This window comes from Isoptericola sp. F-RaC21 (assembly GCF_038593535.1).
In the GTDB taxonomy this organism is placed as follows: domain Bacteria; phylum Actinomycetota; class Actinomycetes; order Actinomycetales; family Cellulomonadaceae; genus Isoptericola.
This window is the reverse complement of the sequence record NZ_JBCFYX010000003.1, coordinates 884,217-906,394: the sequence shown is the minus strand read 5'-3', so window position 1 is coordinate 906,394 and position 22,178 is coordinate 884,217. Positions and strand designations below refer to the sequence as shown.

The 22,178-nt window shown below is 75.5% G+C and carries 16 protein-coding genes; 10 read left to right on the top strand and 6 right to left on the bottom strand.

Annotated elements, in window-relative coordinates:
* Positions 1-4: 4 nt before the first annotated feature.
* The 5 genes from AAG589_RS14535 (at position 5) to AAG589_RS14515 (ending at position 5,115) form a co-directional block, all read left to right on the top strand.
* A complete protein-coding gene (locus AAG589_RS14535; protein ID WP_430567946.1) occupies positions 5-1,234 on the top strand; it encodes an MFS transporter in 1,230 nt (409 codons plus the stop codon).
* Positions 1,235-1,328: 94 nt separating this feature from the next.
* Positions 1,329-2,684: a molybdopterin molybdotransferase MoeA gene (locus AAG589_RS14530; protein WP_430567945.1), complete on the top strand. Its 1,356-nt coding sequence runs from the start codon at positions 1,329-1,331 to the stop codon at positions 2,682-2,684.
* 1 nt (position 2,685) lies between these two features.
* A complete protein-coding gene (locus AAG589_RS14525) occupies positions 2,686-3,729 on the top strand; it encodes a DUF6457 domain-containing protein (RefSeq protein ID WP_430567944.1) in 1,044 nt (347 codons plus the stop codon).
* A 4-nt stretch (positions 3,730-3,733) separates the two neighbouring features.
* Positions 3,734-4,840 carry a GTP 3',8-cyclase MoaA gene (moaA, locus tag AAG589_RS14520; protein ID WP_430567943.1) on the top strand — a complete coding sequence of 369 codons (1,107 nt, stop codon included), beginning with the start codon at positions 3,734-3,736 and terminating at the stop codon, positions 4,838-4,840.
* Between the two features lie 2 nt (positions 4,841-4,842).
* Complete coding sequence (locus tag AAG589_RS14515; RefSeq protein WP_430567942.1) at positions 4,843-5,115, top strand: MoaD/ThiS family protein; 273 nt, start codon at positions 4,843-4,845, stop codon at positions 5,113-5,115.
* Positions 5,116-5,117: 2 nt separating this feature from the next.
* On the opposite strand, the gene AAG589_RS14510 is transcribed toward AAG589_RS14515, so the two are convergent.
* The 4 genes from AAG589_RS14510 to AAG589_RS14495 all read right to left on the bottom strand — a co-directional run bounded on the left by AAG589_RS14510 (position 5,118) and on the right by AAG589_RS14495 (position 8,392).
* Positions 5,118-5,696, bottom strand: a complete 579-nt coding sequence (locus AAG589_RS14510) for a hypothetical protein (protein ID WP_430567941.1) — start codon at positions 5,694-5,696, stop codon at positions 5,118-5,120.
* A 35-nt stretch (positions 5,697-5,731) separates the two neighbouring features.
* Positions 5,732-6,748 carry an electron transfer flavoprotein subunit alpha/FixB family protein gene (locus tag AAG589_RS14505; protein WP_430567940.1) on the bottom strand — a complete coding sequence of 339 codons (1,017 nt, stop codon included), beginning with the start codon at positions 6,746-6,748 and terminating at the stop codon, positions 5,732-5,734.
* Between the two features lie 11 nt (positions 6,749-6,759).
* Positions 6,760-7,566 carry an electron transfer flavoprotein subunit beta/FixA family protein gene (locus AAG589_RS14500; RefSeq protein WP_430567939.1) on the bottom strand — a complete coding sequence of 269 codons (807 nt, stop codon included), beginning with the start codon at positions 7,564-7,566 and terminating at the stop codon, positions 6,760-6,762.
* Between the two features lie 118 nt (positions 7,567-7,684).
* Positions 7,685-8,392, bottom strand: a complete 708-nt coding sequence (locus tag AAG589_RS14495) for a hypothetical protein (protein WP_430567938.1) — start codon at positions 8,390-8,392, stop codon at positions 7,685-7,687.
* A gap of 76 nt (positions 8,393-8,468) precedes the next feature.
* Between AAG589_RS14495 and glgX the strand changes: the two genes are divergently transcribed.
* From glgX to AAG589_RS14470, 5 genes are all read left to right on the top strand, one after another.
* Complete coding sequence (glgX, locus tag AAG589_RS14490) at positions 8,469-10,697, top strand: glycogen debranching protein GlgX (RefSeq protein WP_430567937.1); 2,229 nt, start codon at positions 8,469-8,471, stop codon at positions 10,695-10,697.
* A gap of 54 nt (positions 10,698-10,751) precedes the next feature.
* Positions 10,752-12,467, top strand: coding sequence for an FAD-binding dehydrogenase (locus tag AAG589_RS14485; RefSeq protein WP_430567936.1), 1,716 nt, complete (start codon positions 10,752-10,754; stop codon positions 12,465-12,467).
* Between the two features lie 108 nt (positions 12,468-12,575).
* Positions 12,576-14,666 carry an alpha-1,4-glucan--maltose-1-phosphate maltosyltransferase gene (locus AAG589_RS14480; RefSeq protein ID WP_430567935.1) on the top strand — a complete coding sequence of 697 codons (2,091 nt, stop codon included), beginning with the start codon at positions 12,576-12,578 and terminating at the stop codon, positions 14,664-14,666.
* A 38-nt stretch (positions 14,667-14,704) separates the two neighbouring features.
* Complete coding sequence (gene treS, locus AAG589_RS14475; protein ID WP_430567934.1) at positions 14,705-16,498, top strand: maltose alpha-D-glucosyltransferase; 1,794 nt, start codon at positions 14,705-14,707, stop codon at positions 16,496-16,498.
* Positions 16,495-17,913, top strand: a complete 1,419-nt coding sequence (locus tag AAG589_RS14470) for a phosphotransferase (protein ID WP_430567933.1) — start codon at positions 16,495-16,497, stop codon at positions 17,911-17,913. The genes treS and AAG589_RS14470 overlap by 4 nt, the downstream gene beginning before the upstream one ends.
* A gap of 16 nt (positions 17,914-17,929) precedes the next feature.
* Here AAG589_RS14470 and AAG589_RS14465 read toward each other — a convergent pair whose 3' ends face one another.
* Both AAG589_RS14465 and AAG589_RS14460 read right to left on the bottom strand, forming a co-directional pair.
* Positions 17,930-20,017 (bottom strand): glycosyl hydrolase, encoded by a 2,088-nt coding sequence (locus AAG589_RS14465; protein WP_430567932.1) that lies wholly within the window; start codon positions 20,015-20,017, stop codon positions 17,930-17,932.
* 44 nt (positions 20,018-20,061) lie between these two features.
* Entirely contained in the window at positions 20,062-22,170 is a 2,109-nt protein-coding gene (locus AAG589_RS14460) for a glycoside hydrolase family 36 protein (protein WP_430567931.1), read from the bottom strand.
* Positions 22,171-22,178 lie beyond the last annotated feature (8 nt).

Genomic DNA, 22,178 nt, shown 5'->3' with positions numbered 1-22,178 from the left:
CGCCATGACCTCGGCACCGACCCCCGGACCGACCGACGCCCCGGCCGCCCCGGCCGTGCAGGGCAACGGCACCCAGCTCGCCCTCGCGACGATCGGGTTCGCCATCTGCTTCTGGGCCTGGGCGCTGCTCAGCCCGCTGGGCAAGAGCTACGGCGAGCTGTACGACCTCAGCGACTTCGAGGTGTCCGTGCTGGTCGCGATCCCCGTCATCGTCGGGTCGCTCGGGCGCATCCCGATCGGCGCGCTCACCGACCGCTTCGGCGCCAAGGTGATGTTCCCGCTGTGCTCCGCGCTGACGATCCTGCCGGTGCTGTTCATCGGGTTCGTCGCGAACAGCCTGGTGTGGCTGCTGATCGGCGGGTTCTTCCTCGGCCTCGGCGGCACGACGTTCGCCATCGGCGTCCCCTTCGTGAACAACTGGTACCCGCCGGCCCGCCGCGGCACCGCGATCGGCATCTTCGGCGCCGGCATGGGCGGCACCGCCATCGCGTCGTTCTCCACCGTGCCGATCCGCGACGCGTGGGGCGACGGCGCCCCCTTCGTCATCGTCTCGGTGTTCCTGGCCGTCTTCGCCCTCGCCTCGCGGGCGCTGCTGCAGGACTCCCCCGCCTGGTCGCCCGGCGCCGGCGGCGGCATGTGGGCGCGCACCTGGGCCACGCTGAAGATCCCCGCCACCCTGCAGCTGTCGTGGCTGTACGCGATCGGGTTCGGCGGCTTCGTCGCGTTCTCCGTGTACCTGCCGACGTTCCTGCAGAACGCGTACGACCTGTCGGCCAGCGACGCGTCGTTCCGCACCGCCGGCTTCGTGGTGCTCGCCGTGGTCTGCCGGCCGATCGGCGGCACCCTGTCGGACAAGGTGGGCGGCGTCGCGGTGAACCTGGTGTGCTACGCGGTCGTGACCGTCGGGGCCGCCGTGATCATCTTCCAGCCCGCCCTGATCCCGGTGGCGACGATCGCGTTCCTCGCGATGGCGGCGGCCCTCGGCGGGTCGTCGGGCGCGACCTTCGCCCTCGTGGCGAAGATGGCCCCGCCCGGGACGGTGGGCGCCGTGACCGGCGTCGTCGGCGCCGCGGGCGGCCTGGGCGGCTTCATCCCGCCGCTGATCATGGGCGCCGTGTACGGCGCGCAGGGCGACTACGGCATCGGGTTCGGCCTGCTCGCCCTGACGGCGCTGCTCACCCTGCTGTTCACGCTCGGCCCCGTCCGCAAGCGCGTGCGGGCGAACGCCGGATGACGGCGCTCCCTCGCGGCGTCGCCTCACCGGCGTGCGAGGGCGGCCGTGAGGCGCCCGCCGCACGGGCGTCACGCCGGCGGCCTAGCGTGGCCCCATGAGCACCACGCGGTCGGTGACCGAGCACGTCGCGGCGGTGCTGGCGCGCGTCGCGCCGCTGCCGGCCGAGCAGGTCGGCCTGGACCTCCTGGCCGCCGAGCCGCCCGGCCGTGCGCTCGCCGCCGACGTGCACGCCGTCGCGCTCGTGCCGCCCTTCGACGCCGCCGCGATGGACGGCTACGCCGTGCGCCTGGCCGACCTGCCCGCCGACGGCTCCCCGGCGACGCTGCCCGTCGTCGGCGACCTCCGCCCCGGCTCGCCCCCGGACCGCTGTGAGCGGGAGACACGCCCTCGACACGCCGGTCGAGAGGGCCATTCGCCCGCCCACAACGAGGCCGGGGGCGCGGTGCGGATCATGACGGGCGCGCCGGTGCCGGCGTGGGCGGACGCCGTCGTGCCGGTGGAGCGCACCTCGACCGGCCGGTTCGTCGCGGGCGGACCGACGCCGGAGCGCGAGGTCACGCTCGCCCGCCAGGACCGGGCCCACGTGCGGCACCGCGGCGAGGACGTGCGGCCGGGCGACCTGCTCGGCCGGGCCGGCGACGTCGTCACCCCGGCGCTCGTCGCCGTCGCCGCCTCGGGGGGGCTGGCCGCGCTGCCGATGCGCCGCCGGCCCCGCGTGGCCGTGCTGTCCACGGGGTCGGAGCTCGTCACCGCCGGAGCCGTGGCGGGCGCGGGCCACATCCCCGACTCGAACTCGCTGCTGCTCGCGGCGCTCGCCCGGGCCGCCGGGGCCGACGTCGTGCGGCTCGGCGCCGTCCCGGACGACCCCGACGCGCTCCGCGCCGCCCTCGACTCCGTGGCGAGCGGGGCGGGCGCCGATCTGGTCGTCACGACCGGCGGCGTCTCGGCGGGGGCGTCGGACGTCGTGCGGGCGGTGGTCGACGGCGACGACGCGCGCCTGTCCGACGTCGAGGTCGCGGCGGTGGCCCTGCGGCCGGGCCGTCCGCAGGCGCTGGCCCGCTGGCGGGGCGTGCCCTGGCTGGCGCTGCCCGGCAACCCGGTGAGCGCGTTCGTGTCGTTCGCGCTCTTCGTGCGGCCGGCGGTCGCCGTCCTCGCGGGCCGGGAGCCCGCGCGCGCGGTCCGGCGCGCCGCCGCCGAGGCGTGGCCGAGCCCGCCGGGACGCACGCACGTCGTGCCGGTGCGGACGCTGCCGTCGGGCGCCGTCGTGCGGGCCACGCCGCCCGGCGCCGGCTCCGGACCGGGCTCCGGACACGGCGCCGCCGGGCACGCGACGTCCGCCCTGCTCGGGGCGGACGGGCTCGCCCTCGTGGCGCCCGACGTCGACAAGGTCGAGGTCGGCGACGAGGTCGACGTCCTGCCCCTCGACCTGCCGTTCGGCGCCGGGGCCTGACGTGGGCCCCGGGGCCGCCCCGCGCTTCCGGCACGACGCCGTCGTCCTGGCCGGCGGGCGCGCCACGCGGTTGGGCGGCGTGCCCAAGCCGACCGTCGTGCTCGACGGAGCCACCCTGCTCGACCGCGCGCTGGCCGCGACCCGCGGCGCCGACCGCACGGTCGTCGTCGGCCCTGAGATTGCCGTGCCGTCCGGCCGCGGCGTGCTCGTCGCGCGGGAGGACCCGCCGTTCGGCGGGCCCGTCGCGGGGCTCGACGCCGGGCTGCGGGCCCTCGACGCGTCCGTCGACGGTGATGTCGGCGGCGCGCCCGCGTGGGTGCTCGTGCTCGCCGTGGACGTGCCGCGCGCGGCCGAGGCGGTCGGGCCGCTGCGCGCCGCCGTCGCGCGGCGCGACCGGCCCGACGGCGCCTACCTCGTCCGCGACGGCCGCGCGCAGTGGCTGGTGGGCCTGTACCGCCGCGACGCGCTGCGCCGCGCGCTCGACGCCGTCGCAGCAGCGGACGGCGCCGGGCTCGCCGGGGTCCCGGTGAAGCGCCTGGTCGCGGTCCTGTCGTGCGCCGAGGTGCCCGACGACGGCGACGTCAGCGCGGACATCGACACCTGGGACGATCTGCGACGGCTTACGGTAGGACTTCACGCTGCCCCGACCGACGACGGACCACTGGGGAGGACCCCGATGACGGACCAGACGCCCGACGCCACCCCCCGCGGCGCGGAGCCCGGCTCCAGCGTGCTGGACCGGTGGGTGGACGCGCTCGAGGCCGAGCTCGGGCTGCCGCCGCGCAGCGTGGACGTCGGCGCGGTGCTCGACCTCGCCCGGGACGCCGCGCACCAGGTGGCGCGGCCCGCCGCGCCCGTCACGGCCTACGCCGTGGGGTACGCGGCCGGTCTGGCCGCGGCGCGCGGCGAGGGCACCGACGCGCTCGGTCGTGCGACGTCGGCCGCGCTGTCGTGGCAGGACCCGGGGCCCGGCGCCGCGCCGTCCGGAGCCGCGCCGACCGGAGCCGCGCCGACCGAGGCCTCGCCGACCGGGACGGGGAGCTGATCGGATGACGACCGTCTCGCTCGGGATGCCGCGCCTGCCCGCCGCGGGGGTGCCGGATGTCCGGCTGCCCGAGGACCGGCCCGCCACCGGCGGGCTGGTCGACCGGTTCGGCCGCGTCGCGACCGACCTGCGCGTGTCGCTCACGGACCGCTGCAACCTGCGCTGCACCTACTGCATGCCGGCCGAGGGGCTGCCGACCCTGCCGAAGGACTCGGTGATGACGCGCGAGGAGATCGTGCGGCTCGTCGGCATCGCGACGCGCGACCTGGGCGTGCGGCAGGTGCGGTTCACCGGCGGGGAGCCGCTGCTGCGCCGCGACCTCGTGGAGATCGTGGGCGAGTGCGCCGCCCTGGAGCACCGCCCGGAGCTGAGCCTCACGACCAACGCCGTCGGGCTCGACTCCCGCGCCGCGGCGCTGCGCGAGGCCGGGCTGGACCGCGTCAACGTCTCGCTCGACACGCTCGACCCGGACACGTTCGCCACGCTGGCCCGGCGGCCCTTCCTCGCCCGCACGCTGGCCGGGATCGACGCCGCCGCGCGCGAGTTCGACCTCGTGAAGATCAACGCCGTGCTGGTGCGCGGCGTGAACCTCGACCACGCGGCCGAGCTGCTGGCCTGGTGCCTGGAGCGCGGCTTCGAGCTGCGGTTCATCGAGCAGATGCCGCTGGACGCCGACCACGCCTGGGACCGCGCCGCGATGGTCACCGCGGCGGAGGTGCGCGACCAGCTCGGCACCCGCTTCTCCCTCGAGCCCGACGAGGAGCCGCGCGACGGCGCGCCCGCCGAGCGGTTCGTGGTGCGGGACCAGACCGGGGAGCGCCTCGGCCGCGTCGGCATCATCGCGTCGGTCACCGAGCCGTTCTGCGACGACTGCCGTCGCACCCGCCTCACCGCGGAGGGTGGCGTGCGCGACTGCCTGTTCGCGCACACGGAGACCGACCTGCTCGGCCCGCTGCGCGCGGGCGCAGACGACGCCGTCCTGGCCGACCTGTGGCGCACCGCCATGTGGGCCAAGCAGGCCGGGCACGGGATGGACGACACCGGGTCCGGCACGGACCTCGACGCCGGGTTCGAGCAGCCCGAGCGCACCATGAGCGCCATCGGAGGATGAGGATGACGGACCAGCTCACGGACACGACGCACGCGGTGGACCTGCGCTACTTCGCCGCCGCCCGCGCCGCGCTCGGGCGCTCCGAGGAGACGCTGAGCGTGCCCGCTAGCGCGACCGTGGCCGACGTCGTCGCCCGCCTCGCCGCCGCCACTCCCGCGGCCGAGCCCGTGCTCGCCCGCTGCAGCGTCCTGCTCGACGGCCGCCGGGCTGCGCCGTCCGACGTCGTGCCCGCCGGCGCGAACCTCGACCTGCTGCCGCCGTTCGCGGGCGGCTGAGGTCAGAAGTACGTCGGCTGCTCCGCCCGCGGGTCGGCCCGCACCGCGTCGAGCCGACGATCGCTCACCAGCGCGTCGACGGCGGCGCGGCTCGCGCCGATCCCGGCCCAGTGCGGGTCGACGTCGCAGGCCACGTACCAGGCACGGTCCGCGGGCCACACCATCGCGGGGAGCCGGCGGTCGTGCTCGGCGAGGGCCGAGCCCGCGACCCCCAGCTCGTCCGCGCCACCGACGAACAGGGCGCAGCCGTCGCGCCACGGCAGGTCGAACTCCGGGCCGCTCGGGACGTCGTCCGACATGCCGTCGCCGAGCCAGACGCCGTAGTAGACCTCGTCCGGTGTGGTCGTGAACCCGGCCAGCACCCGCAGCAGGTCCCGACTCTGCGCCGACTCCGTCGGGTAGCCCGGCGGCTCCTCGACGTCGCCCTCCTGCTGGCCCGGGGCCGTCGGGTCGGGGATCAGCCGCAGGCGGGCGGACGCCTCGAACACGTCCGGGCCGAAGGTCAGCAGCTGCCAGACCTCGGTCGAGGACCCCACGACCCAGTCGACGACGGACAGGTCGTCGCACCGGCGCAGCACCATCCGACTCCCCCTGTCGTCCCTCGGCAGCGGCGCCGTCAGCCCTCGCGGTGCTTCCGGATCACGGCGGCGGCCTGCGGCAGCACGTCCGTGAGGTCGCCGACGACGGCGAAGTCGCAGATCTCGAAGATCGGCGCCTCGGGGTCGGAGTTCACGGCCACGATCACCTGCGACGCCTGCATGCCGCCGCGGTGGTGCGGCGCGCCGGAGATGCCGGCGCCCACGTAGAGGCGGGGCGCGATGGTCACACCGGTCTGGCCGATGTAGCGGTCGAACCAGCCCTCGAAGACGGCGTCCCGGGACGCGCCGACCGCGGCGCCGACGGCGTCGGCGAACTCCTCGACGGGGCCGAAGTCGCCGCCGGTGCCGCGCCCGCCGGCGACGACCACGGCCGCCTCCTCGAGGGTCGGGCGGCCGGCGGCGCGCTCCTTGACCTCGCGGGACGTGACGACGACGCCGGAGGTGCCGGCCGCCGCGACGGGCAGCGGGTCGACCTCGGTCGCGACGGGCGCGTCGGCGGGCTCGGGCACGACGGCGTTGGCCCGCACCGTGAGCACGGCGACGTCGGCTCTGACCACGCACCGGGTGTCCCACGCGCCGGCGAAGACGCGCTTGCCGGCCACGACGCGCCCCTCGTCGTCCTCGCCGACCGCGGCGGCGTCGATGACGAGCCCGGCGCCGAGCGCGTGGGCGGTCAGGGCGGCGGCCTCCTTCGCGCCGAACGTGGCGGGGGCCAGGACGACGTCCGCGTCGGTGCGGCGCACGGCGGCGGCGAGCGTCGCGGCGACGACCGGCGGCAGGTGCCGTGCGGCGTCGCCGCCGGCCGCGGCGAGGGCGTCGGTCGGTACCTCGGCCTGGTGCACGGTCTCGACGCCGTACGCGCCGAGCTGGGCGAGCGCCTCGACGGTCGGCGCCTCGAGCGTCACGGCCTCGACGCGGCCCAGGCCGCGCGCGATGGTGAGCAGCTCGAGCGTGCCGGAGCGCACCTCGGAGGCGGGGTCGAGCAGGACGAGGACGGTGCGGTTGCGGGTGGGCACGCGGGTGGGCTCGGTCATCTCGCGTCCTCTCAGACCAGCTCGTTGCGGATGAGGTACTCGGCCAGGGCGGTGCCGCCCTCGCCCTTGTCGACCACCAGCTCGACCTCCGGCCGGGCGGGACGAGGGGCGGCGGAGATCGCCTCGGTGCGGGCGCCCGCGGCGCCGACGGCGGCGGGGTCGAGGCCGAGGTCGGTGGCCGACCATGCCTCGATCTGCTTGGTGCGCGCCGCCATGATCAGCTTGAAGTTCGGCATGCGGGGCGTGTTCGCGGTGTCCGCGACGGACAGCACGGCCGGCAGCGGCGCGGCGAGCGTCTCGGTGGCCTCGTCCGTCTCGCGCGTGACGGTCAGGGTGCCGCCCGCGACGTCGACCTTCTTCGCCAGCGTGAGCGCCGGGCGGCCGAGCTCGGCCGCGACCAGCGCCGGGACCACGGAGCCCAGCCCGTCGAGCGCGGCCATGCCCGTGATCACGAGGTCCACGGGCGCGCCGTCCTCCTCGAGCCGCCGCACCCCGGCCGCGAGCGCCGCGGCGGTGCCGAAGTAGTCCGAGCCGGCCAGCGCGTCGTCCGTGACGCGCACCGCGCGGTCCACGCCCATCTGGAACGACTTGCGCAGCGCCACGTCTCCCTCGGCCGGGGCCACGGTGAGCGCGACGACCTCGCTGGCCTCGCGCTCGTCCTCGGGCAGGGCGTCGAGGATCCGCAGCGCCGCCTCGAGCGCGTTCTCGTCCAGCTCGTTGAGGGTGCCGACGCCCGGGTCGCGGTCCACGCGACAGCCGGTGAAACGTCGGTCCGCGTTGATGTCCGGCACGTACTTCACGGCGACGACGATGCGCACGGGCGCGACCTCCAGCTCACGGTGGTGACGGCGGCCGCACGCGCTGCGGCCGACGTGCCGAGCCTACCCGCGGCGCGGGACCGGGAATCGCGGTGTCCGCGCACCGCGCACCGCGCACTCAGGCTCCGGCGGCGAGCTCGTCGATCCTTGCCACGACGTCGTCCACCAGGGATCGACACCGAGCAACCGCGTCGTCGGGCGCCTGACCCTTCACACCAACGATGCTGCACGAGACCCGGAGGTCCTCGTTGCCGAGCACGACCAGGCCCTGCGACTGCGGCGTGCTCCAGTCGTTCTCGCCCGGAAAGGACGACGTGGAGGTGCTGGACTGGACGTAGCCCGACCACTCGCCGACGGCAGCCTCCTCGACGTTTCCGGTGCCCTTCTCGTCGGGCGTGACTCCGGACTCCGTCTCCTCACCCTCGATCCGGAAGTCCCCGGCTCGTTCCTTCCTGGTGGCCTCGACCGTGACCTCCATGGGCACGTCGACGTCCGTCCTGATCCACACCTGGAGCCCCGGGCGGAAAAACATGCCCTCGTTCTCGCCGAGCATCGCGCTCAAGGACGCCTCCCGGTCCGGGTCGACCCCCGCGCACAGCTCCGCGCCGGCGTCGTCGGAGGCGGCCGGGCAGCGCTCGATCTCGCTGGCGGTGTCCGGCAGGTCGGCGTCGGCGGGCAGCGCAGTCCCGAGCTGGTCGATCGTGAGCGCTCCGACGTCCGGCGACGAGGACGGAGTCGGCTCGACGGGCGCCCCAGCACCGGCGCCGCAGCCGGGGAGCAGCAGGAGGGCGGCCGCAACGACGATCGGACGAAGGAGATGGCGCACCGCGGCATCGTAGTGCCCGGGGGAACCGAGTTCGTGCGCCCGCGCGCCTTGAGGCCGCGCCGGGCAGCATGTCCCCATGGAGTCCCGCCCGAAGGTCACGCCGCTGACCCGCCCGAGCGCCCGGCGCAGCCACGTGCCTCCGCTCGGGGTGCACCCGACGCCGGACGGCGGCGTGGACGTGGCGGTCGCGGCGTCGCACGCGGACGGCGTGGAGCTGTGCCTGATCGACGTCGTCGAGCCGCACCGCGACCCGCACGACCCGGCCCGGTACGCGGAGCGGCGGGTCCCGCTCGACGGGCCGGTGTACGGCGTCTGGCACGGGCACGTGCCGCACGTCCGGCCGGGGCAGCGCTACGGGTTCCGGACCTACGGCCCCTGGGACCCGGAGGCCGGGCAGCGGCACAACCCCGCCAAGCTGCTCGTCGACCCGTACGCCCGCGGCCTGGCCGGCGACCTGTCCTACGGGCCCGAGACGCGCGGGTCCGCCGAGCGCTACGGCGCGCCCGACGACCGCGACTCCCTCGCCTTCGTGCCGCACTCCGTCGTCGTGCCGTCGCACCCGGGGCCGCCGCCGCTGAGCCGCCCGCGCGTGCCGTGGGCGGACACGGTGGTCTACGAGGCGCACGTCCGCGGCCTGACGGCGCAGCACCCGGACGTGCCGCCGGAGCTGCGCGGCACGTACGCGGGCGTCGCGCACCCGGCGACGATCGCGCACCTCACGAGCCTGGGCGTCACGACGCTCGAGCTGCTGCCGATCCACGCGTTCGTCAGCGAGCCGCGCCTCGCGGAGCAGGGGCTCACCAACTACTGGGGCTACCAGACGCTCGGCTTCTTCACGCCGCACGCCGCGTACGCGACGCGGGCCGCGCGCGAGGCGGGCCCGGCGGCCGTGCTCGACGAGGTGCGCGGCATGGTGCACCTGCTGCACGAGGCGGGCATCGAGGTGCTGCTCGACGTCGTGTACAACCACACGTGCGAGGGCGGCGACGACGCGCTGCACGTGAGCTGGCGCGGCCTCGACAACGCCGGCTACTACCTGCACGACGGCGCCTCGCCGGCTGCCCTGGCCGACGTCACGGGCACGGGGAACTCGCTCGACTTCCGCCGCCCGCGGGTGGTGCAGCTCGCGCTGGACTCGCTGCGCTACTGGGCCGAGGTGGTGGGCGTGGACGGGTTCCGCTTCGACCTCGCGGTCACCCTCGGCCGCACGCACCACGGCTTCTCCCCCGACCACCCGTTCCTGGTGGCGCTGCAGACCGACCCGGTGCTCAACAACCTCAAGCTCGTGGCCGAGCCGTGGGACGTCGGGCCGGGCGGCTGGCAGACCGGCAACTTCCCGCCGCCCATGGCGGAGTGGAACGACCGGTTCCGCGACGCCGTGCGCGGGTTCTGGCTCGACGCGCCCCGCGAGGGCTCGCACGGCCGCGCCATGCACGGGCTCCGGGAGCTGACGACGCGGCTGGCCGGCTCGGCCGACCTGTTCGGGCGCTCGGACCCGCCGCTGATCCGCGGGCCGGTGGCGTCGGTCAACTACGTCACCGCGCACGACGGGTTCACGCTGGCCGACCTGGTCGCCTACGACCACAAGCACAACGAGGCCAACGGCGAGGAGAACTGCGACGGGTCGGACCACAACCTCTCGTGGAACCACGGCGTCGAGGGCCACGCGCCGGACGGCGCCGAGGGCGGGGGCGACGACACGGCGACCGAGCCGTGGTCCGCCGTCGTGCCGCTGCGCCGCCGATCCCAGCGCAACCTGTTGGCGATGCTGCTGCTGTCGGCCGGCACCCCGATGCTCACCGCGGGCGACGAGTTGGGCCGCTCGCAGGGCGGCAACAACAACGCCTACGCCCAGGACAACGCGATCTCGTGGGTGTCGTGGGACCTCGACGACGCCGCCCGCGACCTGCTCGACACGACCCGCTTCCTGCTGGGGCTGCGGCACGAGCACGCGGCCCTGCGCGCCGACTCGTTCTTCCTCGGCACCCCGCGCCCCGGCGAGGACGAGCCCGACCTGCTGTGGTTCGACGCCGAGGGCGCGGCGATGGACCACGAGCGGTGGGAGGAGGCCGGGCGGCGGGTCGTGCAGATGCTGCGGCCCGGGCCCGACGACGGCGACGTCGCCGTGCTGCTGGTGCTCAACGGCGGGCTGGACGACGCGGCGGTCACGCTGCCGACCGCGCCCGGCGGCGGCACCTGGGAGCGGGTGTGGAGCTCCGCGTGGGACCGCCCGGAGCCGCCCGACGACGACGCGGAGGACGTCGTGCTCGAGTCGCTCAGCGTCGAGGTCTTCCTCGGGGGGTGAGGCGGCCGCTCGCCGCCCGTTCTCCCCGGGCCGCTCCTCTGCCAGACTGCGCGCATGGATGCTGACGTCGTCGTCATCGGTGGGGGCCTGTCGGGGCTGGTCACGGCCACGGAGCTCACCGCCGCCGGCAAGCGGGTGGTGCTGCTCGACCAGGAGCCGGAGGCGTCGTTCGGGGGCCAGGCGTGGTGGTCGTTCGGCGGGCTGTTCCTCGTCGGCTCCCCGGAGCAGCGGGCGATGGGCGTGCACGACTCCGCCGACCTGGCCTGGTCCGACTGGCTCGGGTCGGCGCAGTTCGCCCCCGGCGCCGACCGCGGCGAGGGCCCCGACCGGCACGGCTACGCGTGGGCCCGGCGCTTCGTGGAGTTCGCGGCCGGCGACCTGCGGTCGTGGCTGCACGGCAAGGGCGTGCGGTGGTTCCCGCTGGTGCAGTGGGCCGAGCGCGGCGGGTACACGGTGGGGCACGGCGACGGTCGGACCGAGCACGGCAACTCCGTGCCCCGCTTCCACGTCACCTGGGGCACCGGGCCCGGCGTCGTCGCGCCGTTCGTCGCCGCGGCGCTGGCCGCGCGCGACGCCGGGCTGCTCGACCTGCGGTTCCGCCGGCGCGTCACGGAGCTGGTCACCACGGACGGCCGCGTCACGGGGGTGCGGGCCGAGGTGCTCGCGGACCAGCCGGTCGAGGGCATGCCGTTCGGCGGCCGCGGAGCGCCGTCGAACCGCGACGTGGAGGGCACCGAGGAGATCGCCGCGGGCGCCGTCGTCGTCGCGACCGGCGGCATCGGCGCCAACCACGACCTGGCCCGCGCGCACTGGGCCCCCGAGGCCGGCACGCTGCCCGAGCGCATGCTGTCCGGCGTCCCCGACTCGACCGACGGGCTCATGCTCGGCATCGCGGCCGACGCCGGCGCGGCGCTGGTGCACGAGGACCGGATGTGGCACTACCCGGAGGGCATCGCCAACCACTCGCCCGTCTGGACGAACCACGGCATCCGCATCCTGCCCGGGCCGTCGTCGCTGTGGCTCGACGCCGACGGCGGCCGCCTGCCGGCCCCCCTGTTCCCCGGTTTCGACGCGCTCGGCGCGCTCCAGCACGTGACGCGGCGCGGCGACGACCACTCCTGGTTCGTGCTCAACAAGGCGATCATGGAGTCCGAGTTCGCCCTGTCCGGGTCGGAGCAGAACCCCGACCTCACCGGCAAGGACGTGAAGCTGTTGGCCCAGCGGGTGCTGCCGCGCGCCGTCGGCCCGGTGGAGAGGTTCGCGAACGAGTCACCCGAGTTCCTCTGGGCCGACAGCACGGACGAGCTCGCCGCGAAGATGAACGCGCTGGTGGAGGCGACGCCGGGTTCGACGGGCCACGTGGACCCGGGCGCGCTGGCCGCCGTCGTCGCCGCCCGCGACGCCCAGGTGGCCTCCGGCCTGGGCAAGGACCCGCAGGTCGTCGCGACGCGCGCCGCCCGCGACTACCGCGTCGACAAGCTCATCCGGGTCGCCAAGCCCCGTCCGCTGACGACGCCGAAGGACGGCCCGCTGCTCGCCGTCCGGCTGTCCGTGCTGACCCGCAAGACCCTCGGCGGCCTGTGGTGCGACCCGTCCGGCCGCGTCCTGCGACCCGACGGCGAGGTGCTCGACGGGCTGTGGGCCGTCGGCGAGGCGGCCGGGTTCGGCGGAGGCGGCGTGCACGGCCACCGCGCCCTCGAGGGCACCTTCCTCGGCGGGTGCCTGCACACCGGCCGCACCACCGGCCGCGCCCTCGCCTCGGACGCCTGACGCCGGTCAGGTGAACTACCTCGCGGAGATCTGAACTACCTCGCGGGAACCTGAACTACCTCGGCGGGCTGGCGGGTCCGCGCGCGCCCGGGGGGACGGCTGACTAGCGTGGAGGCCGTGACGTCTCCGCAGCCCACGCCGCACGTGCCGATCGGACGGATCCCCGTCCTGGAGCTCTCCCCCGTGGTCGAGGGCGGGCGCTGGCCGGCGAAGGCGGCGGTGGGCGAGGTCGTGCCCGTCGAGGCCACGGTGTTCCGGGAGGGGCACGACGCCGTCGGCGCGACCGCCGTCCTGCTCGCGCCCGACGGGACCGTGCACTCCACGGCGCCGATGGTCGACGTCGCGCCGGGCCTGGACCGGTTCCGCGGCTTCCTGCAGCCCGACGCGCCCTCGGACGGGGCCGCCGACTGGTCCTTCCGCGTCGAGGCGTGGTCGGACCCGTACGGCACGTGGGCGCACGACGCGGTGATCAAGTTCGACGCCGGGCAGGACGTCGACCTGGTGCTCGCGGAGGGCCGGCAGCTCTTCGAGCGCATCGTGGCGCCGGAGCTGCAGGCGACCCGCGCCGCCGACGACGCCGCCGTGCTCGACGCGGCGGCCCGCGAGCTGGCGGACACCGCACGCCCGCCCGAGGCCCGCCTCGCGATGGCGACCACGACGGCGGTCAAGGACGCGCTGCGCCGGGCCCCGCTCCGCGACCTCGTCACCGCGAGCGCCACCTACCCGCTGCGCGTGAGCCGCCCGCTGGCGCTGGCCGCGAGCTGGTACGAGATGTTCCCCCGGTCCGAGGGCGCGACACGGGTCAACGGGAGAGCGGGCAAGGACGGCAGCTGGCGCTCCGGCACCTTCGCCACGGCGGCGAAGCGGCTGCCGGCGATCGCGGCGATGGGGTTCGACGTCGTCTACCTCACGCCCGTGCACCCGATCGGCACGACGTTCCGCAAGGGCCGCAACAACACCCTGGACCCGCAGCCGGGCGACCCGGGCAGCCCGTACGCCATCGGCTCGCCGGACGGCGGGCACGACGCGATCCATCCCGACCTCGGCACGGAGCAGGACTTCCGGGACTTCGTCGCGGCGGCCCGCGCCGAGGGCATGGAGGTGGCCCTCGACCTGGCGCTGCAGTGCTCCCCCGACCACCCGTGGGTGACCGAGCACCCGGAGTGGTTCTCCGTCCGCGCGGACGGCACCATCGCGTACGCGGAGAACCCGCCCAAGAAGTACCAGGACATCTACCCGCTGAACTTCGACCGCGACCCGGCGGGCCTGTCGGCGGAGATCCTCCGGATCGTGCGGCTGTGGATCGACCGCGGCGTCACGGCATTCCGCGTCGACAACCCGCACACCAAGCCGCTGGACTTCTGGGAGTGGCTGCTGGCGCAGGTGCACGCGGAGCGCCCGGACGTCATCTTCCTGTCGGAGGCGTTCACGCGCCCCGCGATGATGCAGACGCTCGCGCGGATCGGGTTCCACCAGTCGTACACGTACTTCACGTGGCGCACGACGAAGCCGGAGATCGAGGAGTACCTCCAGGAGGTCTCCGGGCCGCAGGGGTCGGTGCTGCGCCCGAGCTTCTGGCCCACGACGCACGACATCCTGCCCCCGTACCTGCAGCACGGCGGCGTCGCGGGCTTCGCCGTCCGCGCCGTGCTGGCCGCCACGGGCTCCCCGACCTGGGGGATCTACTCCGGCTACGAGCTCGTCGAGAACGTGCCCCGCCCCGGCGTCGAGGAGCAGATCGACAACGAGAAGTACGAGTACAAGCCGCGGGACTGGTCGCAGGCGGACGTCATCGGCGTATCGACGCTGCTGCGCCGGCTCAACGAGGTCCGGCGCGCGCACCCGGCGCTGCGGCAGCTGCGCGACCTGACCGTGCACCCGACGACGAACGACCAGGTCGTCGCGTTCTCGCGCCGGGTGCGGGCCGAGCACCTGGCGGGCGCGGGACGCCCGGGAGCCACGCAGGACGACGTCGTCCTGGTCGTGCTCAACCTGGATCCGTGGGCCACGCAGGAGGCCACGCTGTTCCTCGACCTGGAAGGGCTGGGGCTCACGCGGCCCGACGACGTGGAGGACCAGCCGTTCTTCGTCGCGCACGACGAGCTGTCGGGCGCCACGTACCCGTGGGGCGCCCACCCGTACGTCCGCCTCGACCCGCGCGATCAGGTGGCGCACGTCCTGACGATCGGGCCGGCGTGACGAGGCGCGCATGAGCAGGCCGACATGAGAAGGCCCCGATGACGCCGCCCCAGGTGCCGCGCCCGGTCACGCGCCAGGTGCCGGTGCAGGCGCTGCCGACGCGGCCGCAGCCGACGCCGCCGCCCCTGGACAAGCCGGGCCTGTCCGACGACCCGGAGTGGTACCGCACGGCCGTGTTCTACGAGGTCATCGTGCGGGCGTTCTCGGACACGGGCGGGGCGGGCACGGGCGACCTGCGCGGCATCACGGAGCGGCTCGACTACCTGCAGTGGCTGGGCGTGGACTGCCTGTGGCTGCCGCCGTTCTACCCGTCGCCGCTGCGGGACGGCGGGTACGACGTCGCGGACTACACGTCGATCGCGCCCCAGTTCGGCACGGTCGCGGACTTCACCGAGCTCGTCGAGGCGGCGCACGCGCGCGGCATCCGGGTGGTGGTGGACCTGGTGATGAACCACACCAGCGACCAGCACCCGTGGTTCCAGTCCTCGCGCGCCGACCCCGAGGGCCCGTACGGCGACTTCTACGTGTGGAGCGACGACGACACCCGGTACGAGGACGCGCGCATCATCTTCGTGGACACGGAGACGTCGAACTGGACGTTCGACCCGGTGCGGCGGCAGTACTTCTGGCACCGCTTCTTCAGCCACCAGCCGGACCTCAACTTCGAGAACCCACGGGTCGTGGACGCCATGCTCGACGTCGCGCGGTTCTGGCTCGGCCTCGGCGTGGACGGGTTCCGGCTCGACGCGGTGCCCTACCTGTTCGAGGCGGAGGGCACCAACTGCGAGAACCTGCCCGAGACGCACGCGTTCCTGCGCCGGGTGCGCCGCATGATCGACGACGAGTTCCCGGGCCGGATCATGCTGGCCGAGGCGAACCAGTGGCCGCAGGAGGTGGTGGACTACTTCGGCACCGCGGACGAGCCCGAGTGCCACATGTGCTTCCACTTCCCCGTGATGCCGCGCGTCTACTACGCGATGCGTGACCAGCGCGCCCGCCCGCTGCTCGACATCCTGGCCGACACCCCGGACATCCCCGCGCCCGGCGGCCAGTGGTCCACGTTCCTGCGCAACCACGACGAGCTCACGCTCGAGATGGTCTCGACCGAGGAGCGCGCGGCGATGTACGGGTGGTTCGCGCCCGACCCGCGCATGCGGGCCAACATCGGCATCCGCCGGCGCCTGTCCCCGCTGCTCGACAGCTCGCGCAAGGAGATCGAGCTGGCGCACGCGCTGCTGCTGAGCCTGCCCGGCAGCCCGTGCCTGTACTACGGCGACGAGATCGGCATGGGCGACAACATCTGGCTGCCCGACCGGGACGCGGTGCGCACCCCCATGCAGTGGACGCCGGACCGCAACGCCGGCTTCTCCACCGCCGACCCCGGCCAGCTCTACCTGCCGCTGGTGCAGTCGCTGGTGCACCACTACCAGCACACCAACGTCGAGGCGCAGCTGGCGCAGCCGTCCTCGCTGCTGCACTGGGTGCACGGCATGCTCGGGGTGCGGCGCCTGCACCCGGCGTTCGGCGCCGGCACGTTCACCGCCCTGGAGGCGCAGGACGACGCGGTCTTCGCCTTCCTCCGCACGACGCCGGACGAGACGCTCCTGGTGGCGGCGAACCTGTCCGCCACGGCGCGGTCGTCCCTCGTGCGCGTCCCCGGGCACGCGGGGTGGTCGCTCACCGACCTGTTCGGCGGCGCGCGGTTCCCCGACGTCGGCCCGGACGGCACCGTGTCCATGACCTGGGGCTCGCGCGACTTCTACTGGCTGCTGCTGACCCCGCCGCCCTCGCCGGGGCCTGGCGGCGACGCCCCCGGGGGCGAACCGGCATGACCGCGGTGCGGCCGGCCCTGGGCGTCCCCGACCCGAGCGTCGGCGACCTGCTCGCGGCCTGGCTGCCCGGCCGGCGGTGGTTCCCCGCGGGCGGCGCGAGCGCCGCCGGCGTGCGGGTGGAGCCGTGGCTCGCGGTGACCTTCGACGGCGACTCCCCGGGCGGCGGGCCCGCACGGGCGGGGCCCTCCGGCGCCGACGTCGTCGTGCTGCTCGTCCGCCTCCGCGGCGCCGGCGTGCCCGGCGGCGAGGTGGTCGCGCAGGTGCCGCTGGTGCTCACCGACCCGGCCGACCGTGGGCCGGGGTACGTCGACGACGTCCGGACCGCCGCGGGCGACGTCGCCGTCCACGACGGCGGCGCGCACCCCGCCGGCTGGCTCGCCCTGCTGCGGGCCGCCGGGGTGGGCGACGACGTCCCGGACGCCGAGCTCGTGGCCGGCGGGCACGTGGTGGCGGGCGAGCAGTCGAACACGAGCGTCGTCCTGCCGGGGGTGCCCTCGCCCGACGGCACCGGCGGGATGCTCAAGATCCTGCGGACCGTGACCCCCGGCCCGCACCCGGACGTCGTCGTCCCGCGCGCCCTGACGCGCGCCGGGTGGGAGGGCGTGCCGCGCTTCCTCGGCGCCGTCCAGGTGGCCACCTCCCCGGGCACGAGCACGGCCCTCGCCGTGCTCAGCGAGCTGGTGCCCCAGGCCCGCGACGGGTTCGAGCTGGCGTGCGAGCACGCGGGCCGCGGCGAGTCGTTCGCGCTCCTCGCGGCCGACCTGGGGCGCGTCGTGGCGGAGCTGCACTCGGTGCTGCGCCAGGCGATGCCGCCCGGCCCGCTGCTCGACCCGGCCGCGTTCGTCGCCGGGCTGCGCGACCGGGCCGCGCTCGCGGTCACCGAGGCGCCCGGGCTGGCCCCGCGTGCCCCGGCGATCGACGCCCTGCTCGACGACCTGCAGGGCCGGCTCCCGCGACTGCGGCTGCAGACCGTGCACGGCGACCTGCACCTCGGCCAGGCGCTGCACGGCGCGACCGGCTGGAAGCTGCTCGACTTCGAGGGCGAGCCGCAGCGGCCCGTCGAGCAGCGCACCGCCCCCGACCTCCCGCTGCGCGACGTCGCGGGCATGGTCCGCTCGTTCGCGTACGCCGCGGCCGTGGGCGGCGCCCCCGACCCGGCGTGGGAGGCGGAGGCCGTGCACGCCTTCCTCGGCCGGTACCGCCAGTCGGCGAACGCCTCCGCTGCGGTCAGCGGCCTGGCCACCCGCCGGCCGCCGGAGCTCGACCCGCCGACCGCCGACGCCGTCCTCGCCGCCCTCGTGCTCGACAAGGCGCTCTACGAGGTGGTCTACGAGACCCGCCAGCGGCCCATGTGGGTCGACATCCCGCTGTCGGCGGTCGACCGCGTGCTCGACCGCGCCCGCCACACCCGCTGAGCGGACACGGCGAACGTCAGGGTGCTGCCGGGACCGCCCGCAGCTCGTCGACCGCGACTGCGCCGTCCGTGGAGCCCCCGTCGGCGGCGTTCACGAAGACGCTGAACTGGGTCACCGCGGCCAGGGTCGCGGCGTCGAGGCGGCGGTCCGCGTGGGCCGTGTCCCACGACGCCGGCCGCCAGTCGGCGAACGGGATGCTCGCCAGGTACGGCGCGTCCCCCTCGAGCGACGGGTACGCCTCGAAGGCGACGCCGTCGGCGACGAGCTGGAGCACCAGGGTGTTGCCCGACGCGTCGGGGTCGATCCAGGCCTCGAGGCCCCCGAAGCCCGACCAGTCGGCGTCGAGCCGGCGGCCCACCCCGGTGTAGGTCTGGCTCGCGAACGAGTAGCCCATCCGCAGCGCGGCCGTGCCGCCGCCCACTGCCGCGTCCGGCGCGCGCACGAGCCCGAGCGTGTTCACGGTCTGCGGCACCCACGTGCGCCCCAGCGCGACGTCGTCGCCGTAGCTCTCGAAGTCGTCGACCACGCCGGGCGGGAGCTGCGGCTCCGGGCCGAGGAGCACCGACGACGCGGACGTGACGACCTCCCGGCCACGCGAGAGCACGTGCAGCGTCAGGCCCCGCGTCGTGTTGTCGAGCGCCTCCGCGGGCACGTCCCACTCCCCGGTCCACCACAGCTCACCGGCGCGCGGGGCCCGCAGCTCGATCTCCGCGGGTCCGCCCGGGCCGTCGTCGGTCGTGACGGTAACGCGGTCGGCACGGGTCCCGGTCACGGACGCGAGGATCGGCACCGGACCGGACACGACCCGCGCCCCGTCGGCGGGGCTCGCCAGGTGAGCCGCCGCCGACCGGACCGACCTGGTGCGCACGCGGTCCACGCCCTCCAGGTCGTCGGCGAAGAGTGTCGCGGGGTCGTCGTGGAACGCCAGGAAGTCGGGCAGCAGCTCGCCCTCGACCGGCGTGTACGGCGTGGAGTCGCCGCCGTAGTTGGCCCAGGTGAGCATGTAGGCGGTCCGCGCAGCCGAGGGGTCGGAGCGGATGGCGTCCAGCACGTCGGTGTACCACGTGGTGCTGGCGTTCTCCCCGTCCGGCCGCACGCCGCCGGAGATGCCGAGCTCGGTGAACGCGCTGATCTTGCCCCGCTGCTCGGCCAGGTCGCCGAGCATGCCGAGGTCGGAGACCAGGCCGTCCAGGAACGAGGCGGACGCGCCGGTGTCGTCGTAGGTGTCGTAGCCGAGCACGTCGACGAAGTCGTCGCCGGGGTAGGTGCGCAGGTACGCGTCGGCGTCCCCGCCGAACCCGCCGCCGGGCGAGAAGGCGTACAGCAGGTTGTGCACGCCCTTGACGTCCCGCAGGTACTCGACCGTGAAGCGGTAGAGCTCCGCGTACTCGCCAGGCGTGCCGAACGCCGCGCCCCACCAGAACCACGAGCCGGCGTTCTCGTGCCAGGGCCGGAAGACGATCGGGATGGGCCTGCCGTGGTCGTCCACCGCGTGCCTCGCCGTCGTCGCGAACCGGTCGAGGTAGGCCCGCAGCTCGTCGTGGTGCGAGCCGCCGGGCAGCACCGCCCGCAGCGGGTCGCCCGAGGTGTCGTAGAAGTCCCCGCCCGTGACCAGGTTCTCCAGGTGGACCGACATCGTGCTCACGGCGCCCACGTCGTGCGCCTGGCGGATGTTGCGCGCCAGCTGCAGCGCCTTCTCCTCGCGCTCGGCGAGAGGCATGCCGGCGGTCTCGAGCGTGTCGAACCCGATCATCGCCGGGTGGTCGCCGGTCGCGGTCAGCACGTCGGACGACGTGCCGTCCTGCTCGTCGAACGACTCGCCGAAGTACAGGTCCTCCTGGTGCCCGAACAGCACCCCGTCGCCGTCGAGGTCCCGCAGGAAGGCGAAGAGCGACCGGGTCTCGCGGGTGGCGTCCGGGTCGGCCAGGTCCACCGCGACGGGCTTGCCCGGCGCGGTGTGCGCGGTGTCGCCCCCGGAAGACGTCGGCGCGGCCGTCGCGGTCAGGGCGGTCGTGGCGGTCAGTGCAGTCACAGCGGTGACGGCGGCGAGGGCCGTCGCCGGCCACGCGCGCCGGGGGCGCGCTGCCGGTCGGACAATGCTCATCGTCGAACCTCTCGTGTCGTGCCCACGGGGCGGCCCCGGGGCGGTCAGCTGAGCCGGAAGACGCGCGCGGTCGGTGCCGTAGCCCCGGCCTCGAGGTGCAGGACGCCCTCCTCAGCCCGCCAGCCGGCGCTCCAGGTGCCGGTGCCCGGGGTGTCGGGAGCCGGGAAGAGCTGCTCGCACCGCAGGGGTCGCCCGCGCAGGGCGGGCAGCGGCAGCTCGACGTCGTCCGGGGCGCCGGGCAGTCGCCACGCGGTGACGACGGTGGCCTCGGGCGTGCTCAGGGCGAACGCCTGCCACGGACCGTCGTGCTCCAGCCCCAGCGGCCAGGAGGGCAGCGCCGCCTGGACGAACGGCAGCAGCTCCCGGTGCGCGGCGACGGCGTCCGCCACGAGGCGGAGCTGGTCGTCGTCCATCGTGGCGAGGTGGCCGCTGAGGTAGAGGCGGGCGGTGATCCCCGCCACCAGGGTGAACGCCGAGGTCTCGACGTCCATATCCGGCTGCGCGTACCCCCAGTGGCCCGCCTGCTCGGGCAGCACGGAGGCCGGCGTGGCCGCGGCGATCCGCGGGTACAGGAGCGGATCCTGCTGGTCGGAGGTCGACTGCAGGTGCACCCGGGCGAGCACCGCGTAGTCGGCGCGCATCCCGCCGGACGCACAGTTCTCGATCAGCAGGTCCGGGTGCCGGGCGAGCACGCCGTCGAGCCAGGACAGGTAGGCGCGGTTGTGCTCCAGCAGCCCCGCCCCCGGCGCCAGGCCCCCGACGTCGGTGCCCGGTCCGGGCATGATGTTGTAGTCCAGCTTGAAGAAGCCGACGCCCATCCCCACGAGCCGGTCCACGACGGCGTCCAGGTGCTCGCGCGCCGCGGGGTGCCGCAGGTCGAGGTGGTACCGGCCGTGCTCGACCACGCGCTCGCCGTGCCGCCGGAAGAAGGCGTCGTCGGGCAGCCGGTCGGCCAGCGCGGACCGGACGCCCACCACCTCCGGTTCCAGCCAGATGCCGGCGAACAGGCCGCGGTCGCGGATATGGTCGAGCACCTCCTCGAGCCCGCCGGGGAACCGCGTGGGGCTGGGCAGCCACTCCCCCACGGCGTCCCACCAGCCGCCGGAGTCCTCGTCGTACCAGCCGGCGTCGATGCAGTACCCGTCGGCGCCGACGCGGGCGGCGGCGTCCACCAGGGGCAGCACCTTCGCCGTCGTCGGGTCGCCCATGAGCGTGTTCATGTAGTCGTTGAAGACGATCGGCAGCGGCCGGTCGTGGCGGGCCGTGCCGGTGGCCGCGACCAGGGCGCGCCGGTGCCGCGTGAGCGCCGCGAGCGCCCCCGAGACCGGGTCGAGCCCGCCGCTCGCGACGGCCACGGCGACCGGCACCGAGGTGAACTCCTGCCCGGGGTCGAGCCGCACCGTCCACTGGTGCTCGGCGTCCGTGGGCCCCAGCAGCGCCAGCGAGGCTCCGTCGCGGTCCTCGCCCACCTCCCAGTGCCACGCGCCGTCGTGCTCGATCTGGAACGCGAGCCCGTAGCCGCCGCTGTCGTCACCGTCTCGGCGGGCGATGACGCCGGTCGGCAGGCGTTCGCCGGTGGACCACGAGCTGCGCGTCGTCACCGCCATGCGCGCCCGGTTGAGGTGGTGGTGGACGCCGGGGTCCATCCGCGGCAGGCCGACCTGCCGCAGCGGCGCCCGGTGCCAGCGGGACTCGGCCACCCAGTCGTTGTCGCCCCACAGCACGTCGAGGTCGTCGACGCCCGCGCCGCTGTCGGTGACGAACGTGCCGAGCACGAGGGAGGTGACGGCCTGCACCGTCACCGCCCTCGACCCGGCGCGGAGCACCGTCCAGGAACGCACCGCCCCGTCCGACGGCGCCAGGACGCTGGTCACCCGCAGGTCGGTGACGGCGTCGCGCTGGTGCACGTGCAGGGCGCCGCCGACCTCCTCGTGCCCGGCGTACCGCAGCCGGTCGCCCACGGCCGTGGCCGTGTACCGGTGGCTGCCGGGGAACCGCCCGTGGCCCAGCGCCTGCACCTCCACCAGGGGCGGGGTCGCGGTGGCCGTCGACGGCGCGGCGGCACCGACCGGGCGCAGGGAGCGGACCGTCACCGGTGCGTCGTCGGGCGTGTCCAGGTCGGCGGTCAGGCCGCCCGCGGTCCAGCGGAGCATCGTCGTCG

Coding starts and splice junctions, on each gene's coding strand:
- AAG589_RS14515 (WP_430567942.1), top strand. CDS start 4,843: ATGACGGACCAGCTCACGGACACGACGCACGCGGTGGACCTGCGCTAC.
- AAG589_RS14470 (WP_430567933.1), top strand. CDS start 16,495: ATGACCGCGGTGCGGCCGGCCCTGGGCGTCCCCGACCCGAGCGTCGGC.
- treS (WP_430567934.1), top strand. CDS start 14,705: ATGACGCCGCCCCAGGTGCCGCGCCCGGTCACGCGCCAGGTGCCGGTG.
- AAG589_RS14465 (WP_430567932.1), bottom strand. CDS start 20,017: ATGAGCATTGTCCGACCGGCAGCGCGCCCCCGGCGCGCGTGGCCGGCG.
- AAG589_RS14530 (WP_430567945.1), top strand. CDS start 1,329: ATGAGCACCACGCGGTCGGTGACCGAGCACGTCGCGGCGGTGCTGGCG.
- moaA (WP_430567943.1), top strand. CDS start 3,734: ATGACGACCGTCTCGCTCGGGATGCCGCGCCTGCCCGCCGCGGGGGTG.
- glgX (WP_430567937.1), top strand. CDS start 8,469: ATGGAGTCCCGCCCGAAGGTCACGCCGCTGACCCGCCCGAGCGCCCGG.
- AAG589_RS14505 (WP_430567940.1), bottom strand. CDS start 6,748: ATGACCGAGCCCACCCGCGTGCCCACCCGCAACCGCACCGTCCTCGTC.
- AAG589_RS14485 (WP_430567936.1), top strand. CDS start 10,752: ATGGATGCTGACGTCGTCGTCATCGGTGGGGGCCTGTCGGGGCTGGTC.
- AAG589_RS14535 (WP_430567946.1), top strand. CDS start 5: ATGACCTCGGCACCGACCCCCGGACCGACCGACGCCCCGGCCGCCCCG.
- AAG589_RS14460 (WP_430567931.1), bottom strand. CDS start 22,170: ATGCTCCGCTGGACCGCGGGCGGCCTGACCGCCGACCTGGACACGCCC.
- AAG589_RS14510 (WP_430567941.1), bottom strand. CDS start 5,696: ATGGTGCTGCGCCGGTGCGACGACCTGTCCGTCGTCGACTGGGTCGTG.